Source organism: Sodalis sp. RH19, from assembly GCF_047324215.1.
In the GTDB taxonomy this organism is placed as follows: Bacteria; Pseudomonadota; Gammaproteobacteria; order Enterobacterales; family Enterobacteriaceae; genus Acerihabitans.
Window position 1 is genome coordinate 3,003,203 of the sequence record NZ_CP178734.1, and the last position, 15,326, is coordinate 3,018,528.

A 15,326-nucleotide genomic window follows, 5' to 3' on the forward strand; every position below is an offset into this window, starting at 1 on the left:
GACTTTAGGCGGTAAAAAAAAGATGCTGACGACATAAGTTGCATAAAAAGGAACAATCAATGTCGTCATTGCATATTTCGCAAGGGTCGTTTCGTCTTAGCGATACACGCCGGTTAACTATCGGAGAATTGACGCTGCGCAGCGCAGAGCGCTGGGCCTTTGTCGGCGCCAACGGCAGCGGCAAGTCCGCCCTGGCCCGCGCCCTGGCCGGTGATTTGGCGGTGTTGTCCGGCCTGAGGCAAAGCGATTATCAACGCATCTCCCGGCTTTCACTGGAGCAGTTGCAAAAACTGGTCGAGCAGGAATGGCAACGCAACAATACCGATCTGCTGAGCGATGGCGAGGAGGACACCGGGCGTACCACCGCAGAAATCATTCAGCAGGATATCAGTGACGCGGCGTTATGCCATGAACTGGCCGGGCGGTTTGGCATAACGCATTTGCTATCGCGCCGCTTTAAATACCTGTCGACGGGTGAAACGCGTAAAACCCTGCTGTGCCAGGCGCTGATGGCCCGGCCGGACCTGTTGATCCTGGATGAGCCCTTCGACGGATTGGATGTCGCCTCCCGGGCGCAGCTCGGCGATATGCTGCGCGTCCTGGCGGACAGGTCCATGACCCTGGTGCTGGTGCTTAACCGGTTTGACGATATCCCCGACTATATCGATAACGTCGGCATCCTGGTGGATTGCGCCTTAACCTGTACCGGCGATCGCGCCACGCTTTTGGCCGAGGCGCTGGTGGCGCAGCTGGCGCACGCGGAATCCCTTTCCGGCATGCGCCTGCCGGAAACCGAAGCGCCCAGGCAAAACGTCGCCCTGCCCGCCGACCGGCCGCTGATCACCCTGCGCAACGGCGTGGTCTCCTACCAGGATCGGCCGATCCTGCATCATCTTGACTGGGAGGTATTGCCCGGCCAGCACTGGCAAATTGTCGGGCCGAACGGCGCCGGCAAATCAACCCTGCTCAGCCTGGTAACCGGCGATCATCCCCAGGGTTACAGCAATGACCTGACGCTGTTCGGCCGCCGCCGCGGCAGCGGCGAAACGATTTGGGATATTAAACGGCATATCGGCTATGTCAGCAGCAGCCTGCATCTGGATTACCGGGTCAGCGCCAGCGCGCGCAGCGTGATTTTATCCGGCTTTTTTGATTCCATCGGCGTCTACCAGGCGGTGTCCGACCGCCAGCAGCAGCTGACCGGCCAATGGCTGCGACTGCTGGGGCTGGAGGCGACGGCGGATGCGCCGTTTCACGGCTTATCCTGGGGACAGCAGCGCCTGACGCTTATCGCTCGCGCCCTGGTCAAGCACCCTGCCCTGCTGATTCTTGACGAGCCGCTGCAAGGGCTGGACCCCCTTAACCGGCAACTGGTGCGCCGTTGGATCGACGTGCTGATCGGCGAAGGCGAAACGCAGCTGCTGTTTGTTTCCCATCACGCGGAAGATGCCCCGCACTGTATTACGCACCGGCTGACGTTCGTCCCCCAGGATGATGCCTATCGCTATCAGATCGATGACCTGCGCCGTTAGCGCTCAGGCGCGACGTTAACCCCGCATCGCCGCCCTGCCTGGCGGCGATGCGGATGATAGGCCGGTGGGAACGCTCTCCCCTTTTCCGGCCGGCCTTCCTCATTCCTTCGTGATTATCCTGGCCAACCTCTGATTTTGCCTGAGGCATGGCGCGCGAAAATGCGCTAATATTGAGTGTAATCGATTTCATTTTTTATCGGTACGATCACCTTTTTTCGGTTTTAGCCATGCTAATTTACCGCGATGAAAGGTTACAGGAGTCATAAATGTCTATATTAGTCACGGGTGGTAGCGGTTACATTGGTAGTCATACCTGCCTGCAGTTGAGCGCTGCCGGTTTCAGCCCGGTCATTTTGGATAACCTGAGCAATAGCAAACGCAGCGTGCTTGAAACAATGGCGCGCCTCGGCAAGATAACACCCGCGTTTTACCACGGTGATGTCCGAGATAAGGCGTTATTGGCACGTATTTTTGCCGAGCATGCCATCGATGCCGTGATTCATTTCGCCGGTTTGAAAGCGGTGGGCGAATCGGTGCAAAAACCCATCGACTACTATGATAACAATGTCTGCGGCACCCTGACGCTGGTGGCCGCCATGCGCGAGGCGGGCGTCAGGAACCTGATCTTCAGCTCTTCGGCCACCGTATACGGCGATCAGCCCGTGGTCCCCTATGACGAAAGCCTTCCCACCGGCCAGCCTTCCAGCCCCTATGGCCGCAGCAAGCTGATGGTCGAGCAGATCCTGGCGGACGCGCAGCGCGCGCAGCCGGAGTGGAGCATGACATTATTACGCTATTTCAATCCGGCCGGCGCCCATCCCTCCGGCGATATGGGCGAAGACCCGCAGGGCATTCCCAACAACCTGATGCCGTTTATCGCCCAGGTTGCGGTGGGGCGCCGTCCATCACTGGCCATCTTCGGTAATGATTTCCCCACCCATGACGGCACCGGCGTACGCGACTATATTCATGTCATGGATCTGGCGGACGGCCATGTCGCGGCGCTGAAGGCGCTGCGGGATAAACCCGGCACCCATATTTATAATCTTGGCGCCGGCGTCGGGTACAGCGTGCTGGACGTGGTGAAAGCCTTTAGCAACGCCTGCGGCAAACCGGTGCCATATCATTTCGCGCCGCGCCGCGAAGGCGATCTGGCCGCCTATTGGGCCGCGCCGGATAAAGCCGCGCGTGATTTGCACTGGCGGGTCAGCCGCTCGCTGGAAGAGATGGCCGCCGATACCTGGCGCTGGCAGTCGCGCCACCCGAACGGTTATCCGGATTGAGTTTCAGGAGAAAGTATGCAACATTTTAACCCCGTCGATCATCCCCATCGGCGGTACAATCCGCTCAGCGGACAATGGGTTCTGGTCTCGCCGCACCGCGCCAAGCGCCCGTGGCAGGGCCAGCAGGAAACGCCGTCGGTGCAAACGTTGCCCCGGCACGACCCCGACTGTTTTCTCTGTCCGGGCAATACCCGCGTATCGGGCGATAAAAACCCCGACTACACCACCACCTACGTATTTACCAATGATTTTGCCGCGCTGATGACGGATACCCCGGACGCCCCGGCCGGCGATAATCCCCTGATGCGCTGTGAAAGCGCGCGCGGCACCAGTCGCGTTATCTGTTTTTCCCCCGATCACAGCAAAACCCTGCCGGAGTTATCTTTGCCGGCGCTGGAAGCCGTGATCAAGACCTGGCAGGAACAAAGCGCCGATCTGGGACAGCGCTATCCCTGGGTGCAGGTATTTGAAAATAAAGGCGCGGCCATGGGATGCTCCAACCCCCATCCGCACGGCCAGATCTGGGCCAACAGCTTTTTGCCCAACGAGGCCGAGCGCGAAGACCGGCTGCAGCGCGACTACTTCTTGCAGCAGCATTCCCCGCTGCTGATGGATTACCTGAAGCTGGAACTGGCGGACGGCGCGCGCACGGTGGTGGAAACCGAACACTGGCTGGCGGTGGTGCCCTACTGGGCGGCCTGGCCGTTTGAAACCCTGCTGCTGCCCAAGGCCCATGTGTTGCGTCTGGACGACCTGGACCCCGCGCAAAGCGCCGATCTGGCCGTGGCCATTAAAAAGCTGACCAGCCGTTACGATAATTTGTTCAACTGCTCCTTTCCTTATTCGATGGGCTGGCACGGCGCGCCCTATCTTGAGCAGGACAATAGCCACTGGCAGCTGCACGCACACTTTTATCCGCCGCTGTTACGTTCGGCAACGGTGCGGAAATTTATGGTTGGTTATGAAATGCTGGCGGAAACCCAGCGTGACCTGACCGCTGAACAAGCCAGCGATCGCCTGCGCGCGGTCAGCGATATTCATTTTCGGGAATCCGGAGTAGCACAATGACCTTAAAAAACACCACCGAAGCTGTTTTCCGCCAGACCTACGGCTATGACGCCACCCTCACGGTACAGGCTCCCGGGCGCGTTAATCTGATTGGCGAACACACCGACTATAATGACGGTTTTGTACTGCCGTGCGCCATTGACTACGCCACGGTTGTAAGCGCGGCAAAACGTGATGATCGTCAAATCCGGGTTATTGCCGTGGATTGTGACGGCGAGCAAGACATTTTTTCCCTGGATGAGCCAATTTTGTCTCATCCGACCCAGCAATGGTCCAATTATGTGCGCGGCGTGATCAAACATTTACAGCAACGCGACCCGCACTTCGGCGGCGCCGATCTGGTGCTGAGCGGCAACGTCCCGCAGGGCGCGGGCTTAAGCTCGTCGGCCTCGCTGGAAGTGGCGGTGGGCAAGGCGATACAAACGCTTTATCACCTGGCGCTGGATAACGTCGCCCTGGCGCTGAACGGCCAGGAAGCGGAGAACCAGTTTGTCGGCTGTAACTGCGGCATTATGGATCAGCTGATCTCCGCGCTGGGCAAGGATAACCACGCGCTGCTGATCGATTGCCGCACTCTGGGCACGCGCGCGGTGCCGATGCCGGATAACGTGGCGGTGGTGATTATCAATTCCAACGTCAAACGCGGTCTGGTGGACAGTGAATACAATGCCCGCCGCGAACAATGCGAAACCGGCGCGCGTTTTTTTACCGCCGATAAGCTGCGCGATGTGGAATTAAGCCAGTTCGCCGCCGTTGAGCATGAATTGGATCCGGTTGTCGCTAAGCGCGTGCGCCATGTCCTGACGGAAAACGCGCGCACGCTGGCGGCGGCGGATGCCCTGGCCGCGGGCGATTTGACCCTGATGGGCACCCTGATGGCGCAGTCCCATGCCTCGATGCGCGACGACTTTGAGATTACCGTGCCGCCCATCGATACCCTGGTGGACATCGTGAAGCGGGAAATCGGCGATCGGGGCGGCGTGCGTATGACCGGCGGTGGTTTTGGCGGATGCGTGGTGGCGCTGATGCCGACGGACCGCGTGGACGCGGTGCGCCAGGCGGTCGCCAGCCAGTATCAGCAAAAAACCGGCCTGAAAGAGGCGTTTTATGTATGTCACGCGAGTGAAGGAACAGCCATATGCTAAAAGAGTATGAATCAGGTATCGCCCCTGACGGCCAGCCATTCCAATGCGTCACCCTGGGAACCGAACAGGGGATGCAGATTACGCTGATGGATTGGGGCGCCACCTGGCTTTCGTGCCAGCTGCCGCTGAAATCCGGCAATAAGCGCGAGGTGCTCCTGGGCTGTCCGTCGCCGGAGGAATATACCCGCCAGACGGCCTACCTGGGTGCCACCGTCGGCCGCTATGCCAACCGTATCGCCAATGCTACCCTGACCCGTAGCGGCGGCACCTGGCCGCTCAGCGCCAATCAGGGCGCCCATCAGCTGCACGGCGGTCCGCAGGGATTCCACGCCCGCCGCTGGTTATGCGTCGAACATACCCAGACCTCAGTGCTGTTCCGGCTGCAATCCGCCGACGGCGATCAGGGGTTTCCGGGTAATCTGGTCGCCGAAGTGCGCTATACCGTTAACGACGACGGCCAGGTGGCCATTGACTATCGGGCGACGGTGGATAAAGCGTGCCCGGTAAACCTGACCAACCATGCTTATTTCCATCTGGACGGCGCCAATAGCGATGTGCGCCAGCAAAAACTGCAGATTTACGCCACGCAATACCTGCCGGTGGACAGCGAAGGCATTCCCTGCGCGCCGTTAACCGATGTGGAAAATACCGGCATGGATTTTCGCCAGCCCAAGACCATCGCCAGGGATTTCCTGCGCGATCGCGATCAGCAGCGCATGAAAGGCTATGATCACGCCTATCTGCTCTACCCCGCCTGCACTGACGGCGAGACGCCGGCCGCCCAGTTGTGGTCGGCGGATAATCAGGTCTTGCTGAAAGTGTATACCACCGCGCCGGCGCTACAGCTTTATACCGGCAATTTCCTGGCCGGCACGCCGGCGCGCCAGGGCGGCGATTATCAGAACTACAGCGGCGTGGCGCTGGAAAGCGAATTCCTGCCGGACAGCCCTAACCATCCGGAATGGCCACAGCCGGATTGTTGGCTAAAACCCGGTGAAACTTATCATTCATCAACCCGTTATCAGTTTGTCGCGCTCTGACTGCTATCGCTGAACCATTTATTTCGCTATGTTTGACCTTATGCGGTTGCCGCCCCACCCGGCCAGGCAATATAATGCTAATAGTATTCATAAAAATCTTTAGACTTTAAGGAGTCAAGCGATGGCTGTAACGAAACTGGTTCTGGTACGACACGGTGAAAGCCAGTGGAACAATGAAAATCGTTTCACCGGCTGGACGGACGTCGATCTGTCCGACAAAGGCCGTACTGAAGCGAAACAAGCGGGTAAGCAGCTGAAGGAAGAAGGTTTTATCTTCGATTTTGCTTATACTTCCGTCTTAAAGCGCGCCATCCATACTTTGTGGAACATCCTGGACGAACTGGATCAGGCCTGGCTGCCGGTGGAAAAATCCTGGCGCCTGAATGAACGCCATTACGGCGCGTTGCAGGGTCTGAACAAATCGGAAACCGCTGAAAAATACGGCGACGAACAGGTAAAGCAATGGCGTCGTGGTTTTGCCGTCACACCGCCGGAATTGAGCCGCGATGACGAACGTTTCCCCGGCCACGATCCCCGTTACGCAAAACTGACCGCGGAAGAGCTGCCGACCACTGAAAGCCTGGCGCTGACCATTGAGCGCGTCACCCCCTACTGGAACGATACAATTTTACCGTGCATGAAAAAAGGCGAGCGCGTTATTATCGCCGCGCACGGCAACTCAATCCGCGCCTTGGTGAAATTTCTGGATAATATGAGCGAAGAAGAGATTCTTGAGCTGAATATCCCGACCGGCGTACCGCTGGTGTATGAATTCGACGAAAACATGAAACCTGTGAAGCATTACTATCTGGGCAACGCCGCGGAAATCGCCGCCAAGGCCGCCGCGGTAGCCAACCAGGGTAAAGCGAAATAACCCTGTAAATCCTCCCGGCGCCCGCGCCGGGAGAATAAACGCCGCAAATCCGCGTTATTTGCCGGATAAGCATCATCCGGCAATATCCTTTCAGGCAGCAGGGTTAACGTCCCGGCCCGCCGCCAGACGCCGTGCCCGTACCGCCTGGGCCAATTGGTTTAACATCGCTTCGGTATCCGGCCAGCCTATGCAGGCATCGGTAATGCTTTTGCCATAAACCAGGGGTTCACCGCTCTCAAGGCTCTGGTTACCCTCCACCAGGTGGCTTTCCACCATGACGCCGATAATGCCCTTTTCGCCCGCCGTCAGCTGCGTGCAGACATCCTGCGCGACCTCCATTTGTTTTTTGTACTGCTTGCTGCTGTTAGCGTGGCTGCAATCTATCATCACCTGGGCGGGCAGGTTGGCCTTGGCCAGCCCCACTTTTACCGCGTTAACATGGTGAGCGCTGTAATTGGGCTCCCTGCCGCCGCGCAGAATGATATGGCAGTCGCTATTGCCGCTGGTGTTGACGATGGCGGAATGGCCCCACTTGGTCACCGACAAAAAACAATGGGCGGCGCCGGCGGCATTGATAGCGTCAATGGCGACCTTGATGGTGCCGTCGGTGCCGTTTTTAAAACCCACCGGACAGGAGAGGCCTGAGGCCAGCTCGCGATGCACCTGTGACTCGGTGGTGCGCGCGCCGATGGCGCCCCAGCTCATCAGGTCCGCGACATACTGCGGGGTGATCATATCCAGGAACTCGCCGGCCGCCGGCAGGCCGGTATCGTTAATATCCAGCAGGAGTTTACGGGCAATGCGCAGGCCCTGGTTAATCTGGAAGCTGTTATCCATTAACGGGTCATTGATAAGCCCTTTCCAGCCTACGGTGGTGCGCGGCTTCTCAAAATATACCCGCATCACTATTTCCAGATCGCCGCTCAGCTGCTGGCGCAAAGCAAGCAAACGCGCGGCATATTCTGTGGCCGCCGCGGTATCATGAATCGAGCAGGGGCCGATAACCACCAGCAGGCGGTCGTCGTTGCCCTTGAGGATCTTGTGAATTGCGGCGCGGGCGCTTGATACCGTCCTGGCGGCGCGCTCGGTGGCGGGGAATTTTTCCAGCAGCGCCACCGGCGGCAGTAACTCTTTAATATCTTTAATTCTTAGATCGTCGTTAAGGTAATTCATAGGGGGTCCGTTTTCTCTCCACGCGGCTGCGCTTATTCATAACATCTTGAATTTTTGCCGTTTAATCTCACTGGCGGGATTGATACTGTACACATGCTTTCAAGCCTTTCGCCAGTAAATTGCCTTGAAATTTGATAACTCCCGATTCTTGGCTATCCTTAAATAGTGATAAGCCAACGATAACGGGAACTTAAAAGCCCCGCTCTTTCGGCTTACCATTTCCTTGCGAGGCCATTGGGTGCGCCTCGGTGAGGTTTTGCGCCCGCTAAACATGTCAAAATGCGGGTTTGATAATCACCCCTGGCACGAAAGAGGGAAAATAATATGCAAACCACTACCACGAAGAAAATGGCAATGTTGTTTATTACCGCTGTAATGACCCTGGGCAGCGGTGCGGCCATGGCTGCAGATTCCACAGCAGCCGGCAGCACCAATTCCAATAATGGCCAGCAAAACCAATCTGGCGGTGCCGGTTCTAAAGAGAATACCGCGCCAAATGGCGTCAGCAACGACAAAATCAATACCGGCGGCACCGATACCTCCAAGACCGGCAGCACCGACGCCACCTCTGATTTAAACGCCTCCGAGGTACACAAAAATACCATGTGTAAAGACGGCCGTTGCCCGGACACCAATTCCAAAGTTGAAACCGGCCAAAGCGGCACTACCGAGGCCACTAAAACCGACGGCACCACCAATTAAAAACTGAACCGGCAGGCTTCCCCCTGCTTTATTATTCAGCTTTTTCAAGAGAAATCAGGTTACAGCCTGGTTTCTTTTTTTATGTATTATGGCTGCTGAGCGGCATTATCCAGCGCGTTTGTTATAAAGAATAGCATCAAGGCGCCAAACCGGCGCAACGTTCCGCCGCCCGCGGCATTTATTATTACCGCCGCCGTTACCATAATAACCTGAGAAATCCCTACGGCAACCCTTCGTTTCTCGGCTACTATCTTGGTAGACAGGTTGCGCTTTTACAGGAAAATGCATGGCATCGACACATAACCCTTCGCCATCCCATGCCCAGGAGCATGGGACGCAGGCGAACAACAATAATAAACGCCTGATGGCGGCCTTTGCCGTAACGGCTGTTTTTATGGCCGTGGAAGTGGCGGGCGGGCTGCTGTCGGGATCGCTGGCGCTGCTGGCCGATGCGGGGCATATGCTGACCGACGCCGCCGCGTTGTTGATGGCCTTGCTGGCGGTACGGTTCGCCCAACGTAAACCCAGCAGCAGCCATACCTTCGGCTACCTGAGATTGACCACCCTGGCGGCCTTCGTGAACGCGCTGGCCCTGCTGTTGATTACCGCGCTGATTGTCTGGGAGGCGATACGGCGTTTTTACCAACCCCATCCGGTGGCCGGCTGGACCATGATGATTATCGCCGTTGCCGGCCTGTTGGCCAACCTGCTGTCTTTCGTGCTGCTGCATGGGGGAGAAGGTGAAAAAAACATCAACCTGCGCGCCGCCGCGCTGCATGTGCTGGGGGATTTATTGGGATCGGTCGGGGCGATTATCGCGGCGGTGGTGATATTGATGACCGGCTGGATGCCCATCGATCCGATCTTATCCATCCTGGTCTCGTGCCTGGTGCTGCGCAGCGGTTGGCGGCTGATGCGCGAAAGCCTCCATGAGCTGCTCGAGGGCACGCCCAGCCGCATAGATATCGAGAAACTGAAACGGGATCTGTCGCTGAATATTCCCGAGGTGCGCAACATCCATCATGTCCATATCTGGCAAGTGGGCGAAAAACCGGTGATGACCCTGCATGCGCAGGTGATTCCGCCCTATGATCATGATGCGCTGCTGCATCAAATCCAGCATTTTCTGCTGGACCATTATCACATCAGCCATGCCACCGTGCAGATGGAATACCGCAACTGCCCCGAGGACGATTGCGGTATCAACGACGGCGGCGGGCTGGCCCATGCCCACCATCATCATTAAGCGTTGCCGGTAACCCGTACCTTAAGCTCGGCGGCAAAAGCCAGCATGCGGTTTAACGGCACCAGCGCCTTGACACGCAATTCATCCGGCACATGGACCTCATGGGCAGCCCCGCCCTGTTCAAGGCCGTCAGCGACGGCTTTCAGGCCGTTCATGGCCATCCAGGGGCAATGGGCGCAGCTGCGGCAGGTGGCGCCATCACCGGCGGTGGGCGCCTCAAGCAGGGTTTTATCCGGACAGGCCTGCTGCATTTTATAAAATATGCCGCGATCGGTCGCGACGATCATTTGCTGCTGCGGCAGGGTTTTTGCCGCCTGGATCAGCTGGCTGGTCGACCCGACCGCATCGGCCATGGCGACAATGGCCTGGGGCGATTCAGGGTGTACCAGCACCGCCGCGTCCGGATAAAGCCGTTTCATATTGAGCAATGCCTGGGTCTTGAACTCGTCATGGACGATGCAGGCGCTCTGCCAGCATAAAATATCCGCGCCGGTCTGGCTTTGTACATACCTTCCGAGATGCCGGTCCGGCGCCCAGATGATTTTTTCCCCCAGGCTATCAAGATGCTCGATAAGATCAACGGCGATGCTGGAGGTGACAACCCAGTCGGCGCGCGCTTTAACCGCCGCCGAGGTATTGGCGTAGACCACCACGGTGCGGTCCGGATGGGCGGCGCAAAACGCGCTGAACTCATCCACCGGGCATCCCAGGTCCAGCGAACATTCGGCCTTCAGGGTCGGCATCAGCACCGTTTTCTCGGGGCTGAGGATTTTCGCCGTTTCCCCCATAAACCGCACGCCGGCCACCAGGAGCGTGGTGGCGGGATGCGTGCTGCCAAACCGCGCCATTTCAAGCGAATCGGCCACGCAGCCGCCGGTCGCCTCCGCCAGCGCCTGGATTTCCGGGTCGGTATAATAATGGGCGACCATAACGGCGTTGCGCTGTTTCAGCAAGCGCGCGATCTTGGCGTAATAGAATTCTTTTTCATCCGCGTTCAGGGCGCGCGGTTTGGGTGGGAAAGGATAGATGGCCGCATTGACATCCAACACTTCGCTCATTGCTTATATCCTGCTGTGTTCCCGCGCATGGGCTGGGCGCCGTTAAAGGCGTTTGCACAGTCTATGCAGCGCGTGTGTTTTATATACTAAACAAAATAATCAATTTTTAACCAAATGTCCTGTTAATTTTGTATTTTTTTGTGTTTTTGTTTAGTTAATATGACTTTGGTATGCAGGCAGGCGCTGAAGGCAAAACATTAATGGATTTTACGGCGCCGCACCAGTCGATATGTGCGATACAGGGCGCAATGTCGCAAAATTCTTGTGGATACCGCTGTCTCGCGGCGCTCGGCTCGAACTTGCGCAGGTTCTCATCCGCACGACGAGTGCGCTATGTAAATACGGATAATGGCGACAAGCTTGGGGAGTTTATAATAATGGCGGGTCGTGCAGGATGACTCGGCCGTTGGCCTCGCCCTGCGGGTCGTTGCCGTACCGGCAACGCTGTCTCGCTGCGCTCGGCTCGAACCTGCGCAGGTTCTCATCCGCACGACGAGTGCGCTATGTAAATACGGATAATGGCGACAAGCTTGGGGAACTTTATAATAATGGTGGGTCGTGCAAGATGACTCGGCCGTTGGCCTCGCCCTGCGGGTCGTTGCCGTACCGGCAACGCTGTCTCGCTGCGCTCGGCTCGAACCTGCGCAGGTTCTCATCCGCACGACGAGTGCGCTATGTAAATACGGATAATGGCGACAAGCTTGGGGAACTTTATAATAATGGTGGGTCGTGCAGGATGACTCGGCCGTTGGCCTCGCCCTGCGGGGCGTTGCCGTACCGGCAACGCTGTCTCGCTGCGCTCGGCTCGAACCTGCGCAGGTTCTCATCCGCACGACGAGTGCGCTATGTAAATACGTATAGTGGAACAAACCTGGGGAATTTTATAACAATGGTGGGTCGTGCAGGATTCGAACCTGCGACCAATTGATTAAAAGTCAACTGCTCTACCAACTGAGCTAACGACCCCTTGGCGGGATTTACTGTGTGGCGACCGGATAGTGGTGGGTCGTGCAGGATGACTCGGCCTTGGCCTTGGCCTCGCCCTCCGGGTCGTTGCCGTACCGGCAACGCTGTCTCGCTGCGCTCGGCTCGAACCTGCGCAGGCTCGAATCTGACACAACTCCTGCGCTATACCACACTAGCGACGGTGTTCATAAAGCTTGATATCTGCAAAATTGGTGGGTCGTGCAGGATTCGAACCTGCGACCAATTGATTAAAAGTCAACTGCTCTACCAACTGAGCTAACGACCCTGATATCCGTTATTTTGCTGGCGCCCGGGATATCACGCTTTCCCGTGGCAACGGCGGCATATATTACTTTCTAAAATTTTCTGCGCAACCTAAATTTGCACAATAGCGTTCAACTGCTTGATCTTCGAGCATCCAGGCCTGAATCCGGCGGGTAATACCCGCAAGAGGCCTGAATGGTTCAAAGACTGGACAGGCGTTTTTGCGCTTGTTTGGCAGAATCCGTGTTGGGATAAAGTTTGATAACCTGCTGGTAAACGGCCTTGGCTTTGTCGGTCTGGCCTTTTTCCTGCATGATTACCCCAACTTTAAACAGGGCTTCGGAGCTTTTGGGTGATTTGGGGTAATTTTTAACGACCAGGGCAAAATAATACGCCGCATCGTCCTTTTTACCTTTGTTGTAATTCAACTGACCCAACCAGTAGTTGGCATTGGGCTGGTAGGTTGAATCCGGATAACGTTTAACAAAATTCTGGAATGCCGTGATGCCCTGATCGTACTGTTTTTTCTCCAGTACCAAAGCCACCGCCGCGTTGTAATCGGTATTGGCGTCACCGGTGCTGCCGCCGGCCGAAGAGGCCGCAGGAGCCGCCGCATCGGCGCTGGCGCCAGTGGACGGGGTTGCCGCGCCGCTGTTGTCCGCACCGCTGTCAGGCGTGGCCGCAGCCGCATCCTGGCCGCCTTTGCTGCTCAGGCTGTCCATTTGCTGATAGATTTGTTTCTGGCGCTCCACCACTTGCGAAAGCTGGTACTGGCTTTCCTGGATTTGACCCCGCAAGGAATCGATATCGCGCTGAGTGTCGGAGAGTTGTTGCTGAAGTTGAGTTAATAGCTGACCGTGAGCGTTGGAAATACGCTCAAGTTGAGTGACCCGATCTTCCACCGAGCCGGAGCCGACATTACTGATTGGCGCTTGGGCGGTAGCGGCCCAAGGGGCCGCTACGCCAACCAGCAACGACAGACTTAACAGGTAATGTCTGAAGTTACCGCTCATGCAATTCTCTTAGTATACCAGTACGGCACGACGGTTTTTGGCATAAGCCGATTCGTCATGTCCCAGCACAGCCGGCTTCTCTTTACCGTAAGATACGATAGAGATCTGGTCGACAGAGACGCCTTTACCCTGAAGATACATCTTCACGGCATTGGCGCGACGTTCGCCCAGGGCGATGTTATATTCCGGCGTACCGCGTTCATCCGCATGACCTTCTACGGTCACTTTATAGGATGGGTTGCTGCGCAGGAAGTTAGCATGTGCGTCCAGCATCTGGGCGAAATCAGAACGGATATCGTACTTATCAAGATCGAAGTAAACGATATTGTTCCGTTGCAGTTCTTGCATCTGCAGACGCGCTTGTTCTTCGGAAGAAGAATTGGCACCGCTCGCATTGTCCATACCAGTGCCAGCGCCCATGGCAGAATCTGCGCCATTGTTAGCGCTTTTGTGGGAACTACACGCGGCGATAGCCAGTACAGGCACGGCCAGCATCAGCCCTTTTAGCACTTTGTTCAGTTGCATCTCATTTTCCTTTTATAGTTTGCCATACATATTTACACATGCATCACAGATTCGGAGACCAGGCAGGAAATTTGACCTGTCCATCAGTCGCCGGAAGACGCGCTTTGAAACGCCCATCAATCGAAACCAGCTGTAGCACGGAACCCATCCCTTGTGTAGAGCTGTAGATAACCATGGTGCCATTGGGTGCGAGGCTAGGTGTTTCATCCAGGAACGTGGCCGTTAAAACTTGCACGGCTCCCGTCGCCAGATCTTGTTTAGCGATATGCTGAGCGCCGCCGTTGCTGCTGACCATGACCAGGAACTTACCGTCCGCGCTCACGTCGGCGTCCTGGTTCTGGGAACCTTCCCAGGTCAGGCGCTGCGGGCTACCGCCGTTGATACCCACTTTATACACTTGCGGACGGCCGCCCTGGTCCGAGGTATACGCCAGGGTCTGGTTATCCGGGAACCAGGTCGGCTCCGTGTTGTTGCTGCGACCGTCGGTCACTTGCGTTATTTGGCCGGAGCCTAAATTCATCACATAAATATTTAAACTACCGGATTTCGACAGGGCGAAAGCCAGCTTGGAGCCGTCCGGCGAAAAGGCCGGCGCGCCGTTATGCTGCGGGAAGCTGGCAATCTGCCTTACCGTTTGTTTATAGACATCCTGCACCACCAGCGCCGAGCGTCCGCTTTCAAACGTCACATAGGCCACCTTGCTGCCGTCAGGCGACCAGGCCGGCGACATCAGCGGCTGGGGAGACCGGTGGACCACAAACTGGTTGAACCCGTCATAGTCGGCTATGCGCAGCTCATAAGGATACTGCCCGCCGTTGGTTTGCACCACATAAGCGATACGGGTGCGAAACGCGCCCTTGATCCCGGTCAATTTTTCAAAAACGCCGTCGCTGGCGGCATGGGCACCGTAACGCAGATCGGATTTTTTCACTTTAAACTGGTTTTGCTCCAATACCGCGCCGGGGTTGCCGGAGGTATCAACCAGTTGGTAGGAGATGACAAAATTACCGTCGGCGCTGGGTTGGATCTGCCCCACGACAACCGCGTCGATACCCAGGGCGGTCCATGCCGCCGGTGTGACTTCGGCGGCCGTAGCGGGCTGCTGCGGCATACGCGCCACATCGATCGGGTTAAATTTACCGCTGTTGCGCAAATCCGCGCCGACAATGCCGCCGATGTCCTCGGGCGCGGCGCCCGGTCCCGCCCATTTAAACGGAATCACGCCAATCGGCCGCGCCGAGTCAACCCCTTGCGTGATCTCAATTCGCACTTCCGCATGCAGCACGGATGCCCATAAAATCATTAAACCTAGCGCTACTCGAAATGCCTGCTTCATTTCATCTCCCATACCGAGGCGATACGCCACGATAAATTAGCAGAATTTTAACTAAACCACGTAAACAAAACCATATACATCAGGTAGACAACATAGTCTAA

The 15,326-nt window shown here is 56.8% G+C and carries 13 protein-coding genes, 2 tRNA genes and 4 other RNA genes; 8 read left to right on the forward strand and 11 right to left on the reverse strand.

Features of this window, described 5'->3' with window-relative positions; genetic code table 11:
* Positions 1-59 precede the first annotated feature (59 nt).
* From modF to gpmA, 6 genes are all read left to right on the forward strand, one after another.
* Positions 60-1,532 carry a molybdate ABC transporter ATP-binding protein ModF gene (modF, locus tag ACL2XF_RS13620; protein WP_413727040.1) on the forward strand — a complete coding sequence of 491 codons (1,473 nt, stop codon included), beginning with the start codon at positions 60-62 and terminating at the stop codon, positions 1,530-1,532.
* Positions 1,533-1,798: 266 nt separating this feature from the next.
* Positions 1,799-2,815: a UDP-glucose 4-epimerase GalE gene (gene galE, locus ACL2XF_RS13625; protein ID WP_413722324.1), complete on the forward strand. Its 1,017-nt coding sequence runs from the start codon at positions 1,799-1,801 to the stop codon at positions 2,813-2,815.
* 15 nt (positions 2,816-2,830) lie between these two features.
* Positions 2,831-3,883, forward strand: a complete 1,053-nt coding sequence (galT, locus tag ACL2XF_RS13630) for a galactose-1-phosphate uridylyltransferase (RefSeq protein ID WP_410016025.1) — start codon at positions 2,831-2,833, stop codon at positions 3,881-3,883.
* Positions 3,880-5,028: a galactokinase gene (galK, locus tag ACL2XF_RS13635; RefSeq protein ID WP_410016026.1), complete on the forward strand. Its 1,149-nt coding sequence runs from the start codon at positions 3,880-3,882 to the stop codon at positions 5,026-5,028. The genes galT and galK overlap by 4 nt, the downstream gene beginning before the upstream one ends.
* Positions 5,022-6,068: a galactose-1-epimerase gene (gene galM, locus ACL2XF_RS13640; RefSeq protein ID WP_410016027.1), complete on the forward strand. Its 1,047-nt coding sequence runs from the start codon at positions 5,022-5,024 to the stop codon at positions 6,066-6,068. Before galK ends, galM begins: the two co-directional genes overlap by 7 nt.
* 121 nt (positions 6,069-6,189) lie before the next feature.
* Positions 6,190-6,942: a 2,3-diphosphoglycerate-dependent phosphoglycerate mutase gene (gene gpmA, locus ACL2XF_RS13645; RefSeq protein ID WP_413727041.1), complete on the forward strand. Its 753-nt coding sequence runs from the start codon at positions 6,190-6,192 to the stop codon at positions 6,940-6,942.
* Between the two features lie 90 nt (positions 6,943-7,032).
* Here the strand turns inward: gpmA and aroG are convergent, their stop codons facing one another.
* Positions 7,033-8,115 (reverse strand): 3-deoxy-7-phosphoheptulonate synthase AroG, encoded by a 1,083-nt coding sequence (gene aroG, locus ACL2XF_RS13650; RefSeq protein WP_413722323.1) that lies wholly within the window; start codon positions 8,113-8,115, stop codon positions 7,033-7,035.
* 324 nt (positions 8,116-8,439) lie between these two features.
* On the opposite strand from aroG, the gene ACL2XF_RS13655 reads away from it, so the two are divergent.
* Positions 8,440-8,817 carry a protein YbgS gene (locus tag ACL2XF_RS13655; protein ID WP_410016030.1) on the forward strand — a complete coding sequence of 126 codons (378 nt, stop codon included), beginning with the start codon at positions 8,440-8,442 and terminating at the stop codon, positions 8,815-8,817.
* A 286-nt stretch (positions 8,818-9,103) separates the two neighbouring features.
* Positions 9,104-10,063: a CDF family zinc transporter ZitB gene (gene zitB, locus ACL2XF_RS13660; protein WP_413722322.1), complete on the forward strand. Its 960-nt coding sequence runs from the start codon at positions 9,104-9,106 to the stop codon at positions 10,061-10,063.
* On the opposite strand, the gene nadA is transcribed toward zitB, so the two are convergent.
* The 10 genes from nadA to tolB form a co-directional block, all read right to left on the reverse strand.
* A complete protein-coding gene (nadA, locus tag ACL2XF_RS13665; RefSeq protein ID WP_413727042.1) occupies positions 10,060-11,121 on the reverse strand; it encodes a quinolinate synthase NadA in 1,062 nt (353 codons plus the stop codon). The two genes, zitB and nadA, sit on opposite strands and share 4 nt — an antisense overlap.
* A gap of 378 nt (positions 11,122-11,499) precedes the next feature.
* Positions 11,500-11,626: non-coding RNA, RtT sRNA (locus ACL2XF_RS13670), on the reverse strand.
* 44 nt (positions 11,627-11,670) lie between these two features.
* Positions 11,671-11,797: non-coding RNA, RtT sRNA (locus tag ACL2XF_RS13675), on the reverse strand.
* Between the two features lie 44 nt (positions 11,798-11,841).
* Positions 11,842-11,968: non-coding RNA, RtT sRNA (locus ACL2XF_RS13680), on the reverse strand.
* A 43-nt stretch (positions 11,969-12,011) separates the two neighbouring features.
* Positions 12,012-12,087, reverse strand: a tRNA-Lys gene (locus tag ACL2XF_RS13685).
* Between the two features lie 33 nt (positions 12,088-12,120).
* Positions 12,121-12,253: non-coding RNA, RtT sRNA (locus ACL2XF_RS13690), on the reverse strand.
* A gap of 44 nt (positions 12,254-12,297) precedes the next feature.
* Positions 12,298-12,373, reverse strand: a tRNA-Lys gene (locus tag ACL2XF_RS13695).
* A gap of 178 nt (positions 12,374-12,551) precedes the next feature.
* Positions 12,552-13,364: a cell division protein CpoB gene (gene cpoB, locus ACL2XF_RS13700; protein ID WP_413722320.1), complete on the reverse strand. Its 813-nt coding sequence runs from the start codon at positions 13,362-13,364 to the stop codon at positions 12,552-12,554.
* A 9-nt stretch (positions 13,365-13,373) separates the two neighbouring features.
* The gene (gene pal / locus ACL2XF_RS13705) at positions 13,374-13,889 is read right to left on the reverse strand and encodes a peptidoglycan-associated lipoprotein Pal (RefSeq protein ID WP_410016034.1); all 516 of its coding nucleotides are present in this window, start codon (positions 13,887-13,889) and stop codon (positions 13,374-13,376) included.
* A 43-nt stretch (positions 13,890-13,932) separates the two neighbouring features.
* The gene (tolB, locus tag ACL2XF_RS13710; protein WP_413727043.1) at positions 13,933-15,225 is read right to left on the reverse strand and encodes a Tol-Pal system beta propeller repeat protein TolB; all 1,293 of its coding nucleotides are present in this window, start codon (positions 15,223-15,225) and stop codon (positions 13,933-13,935) included.
* Positions 15,226-15,326: the final 101 nt, after the last annotated feature.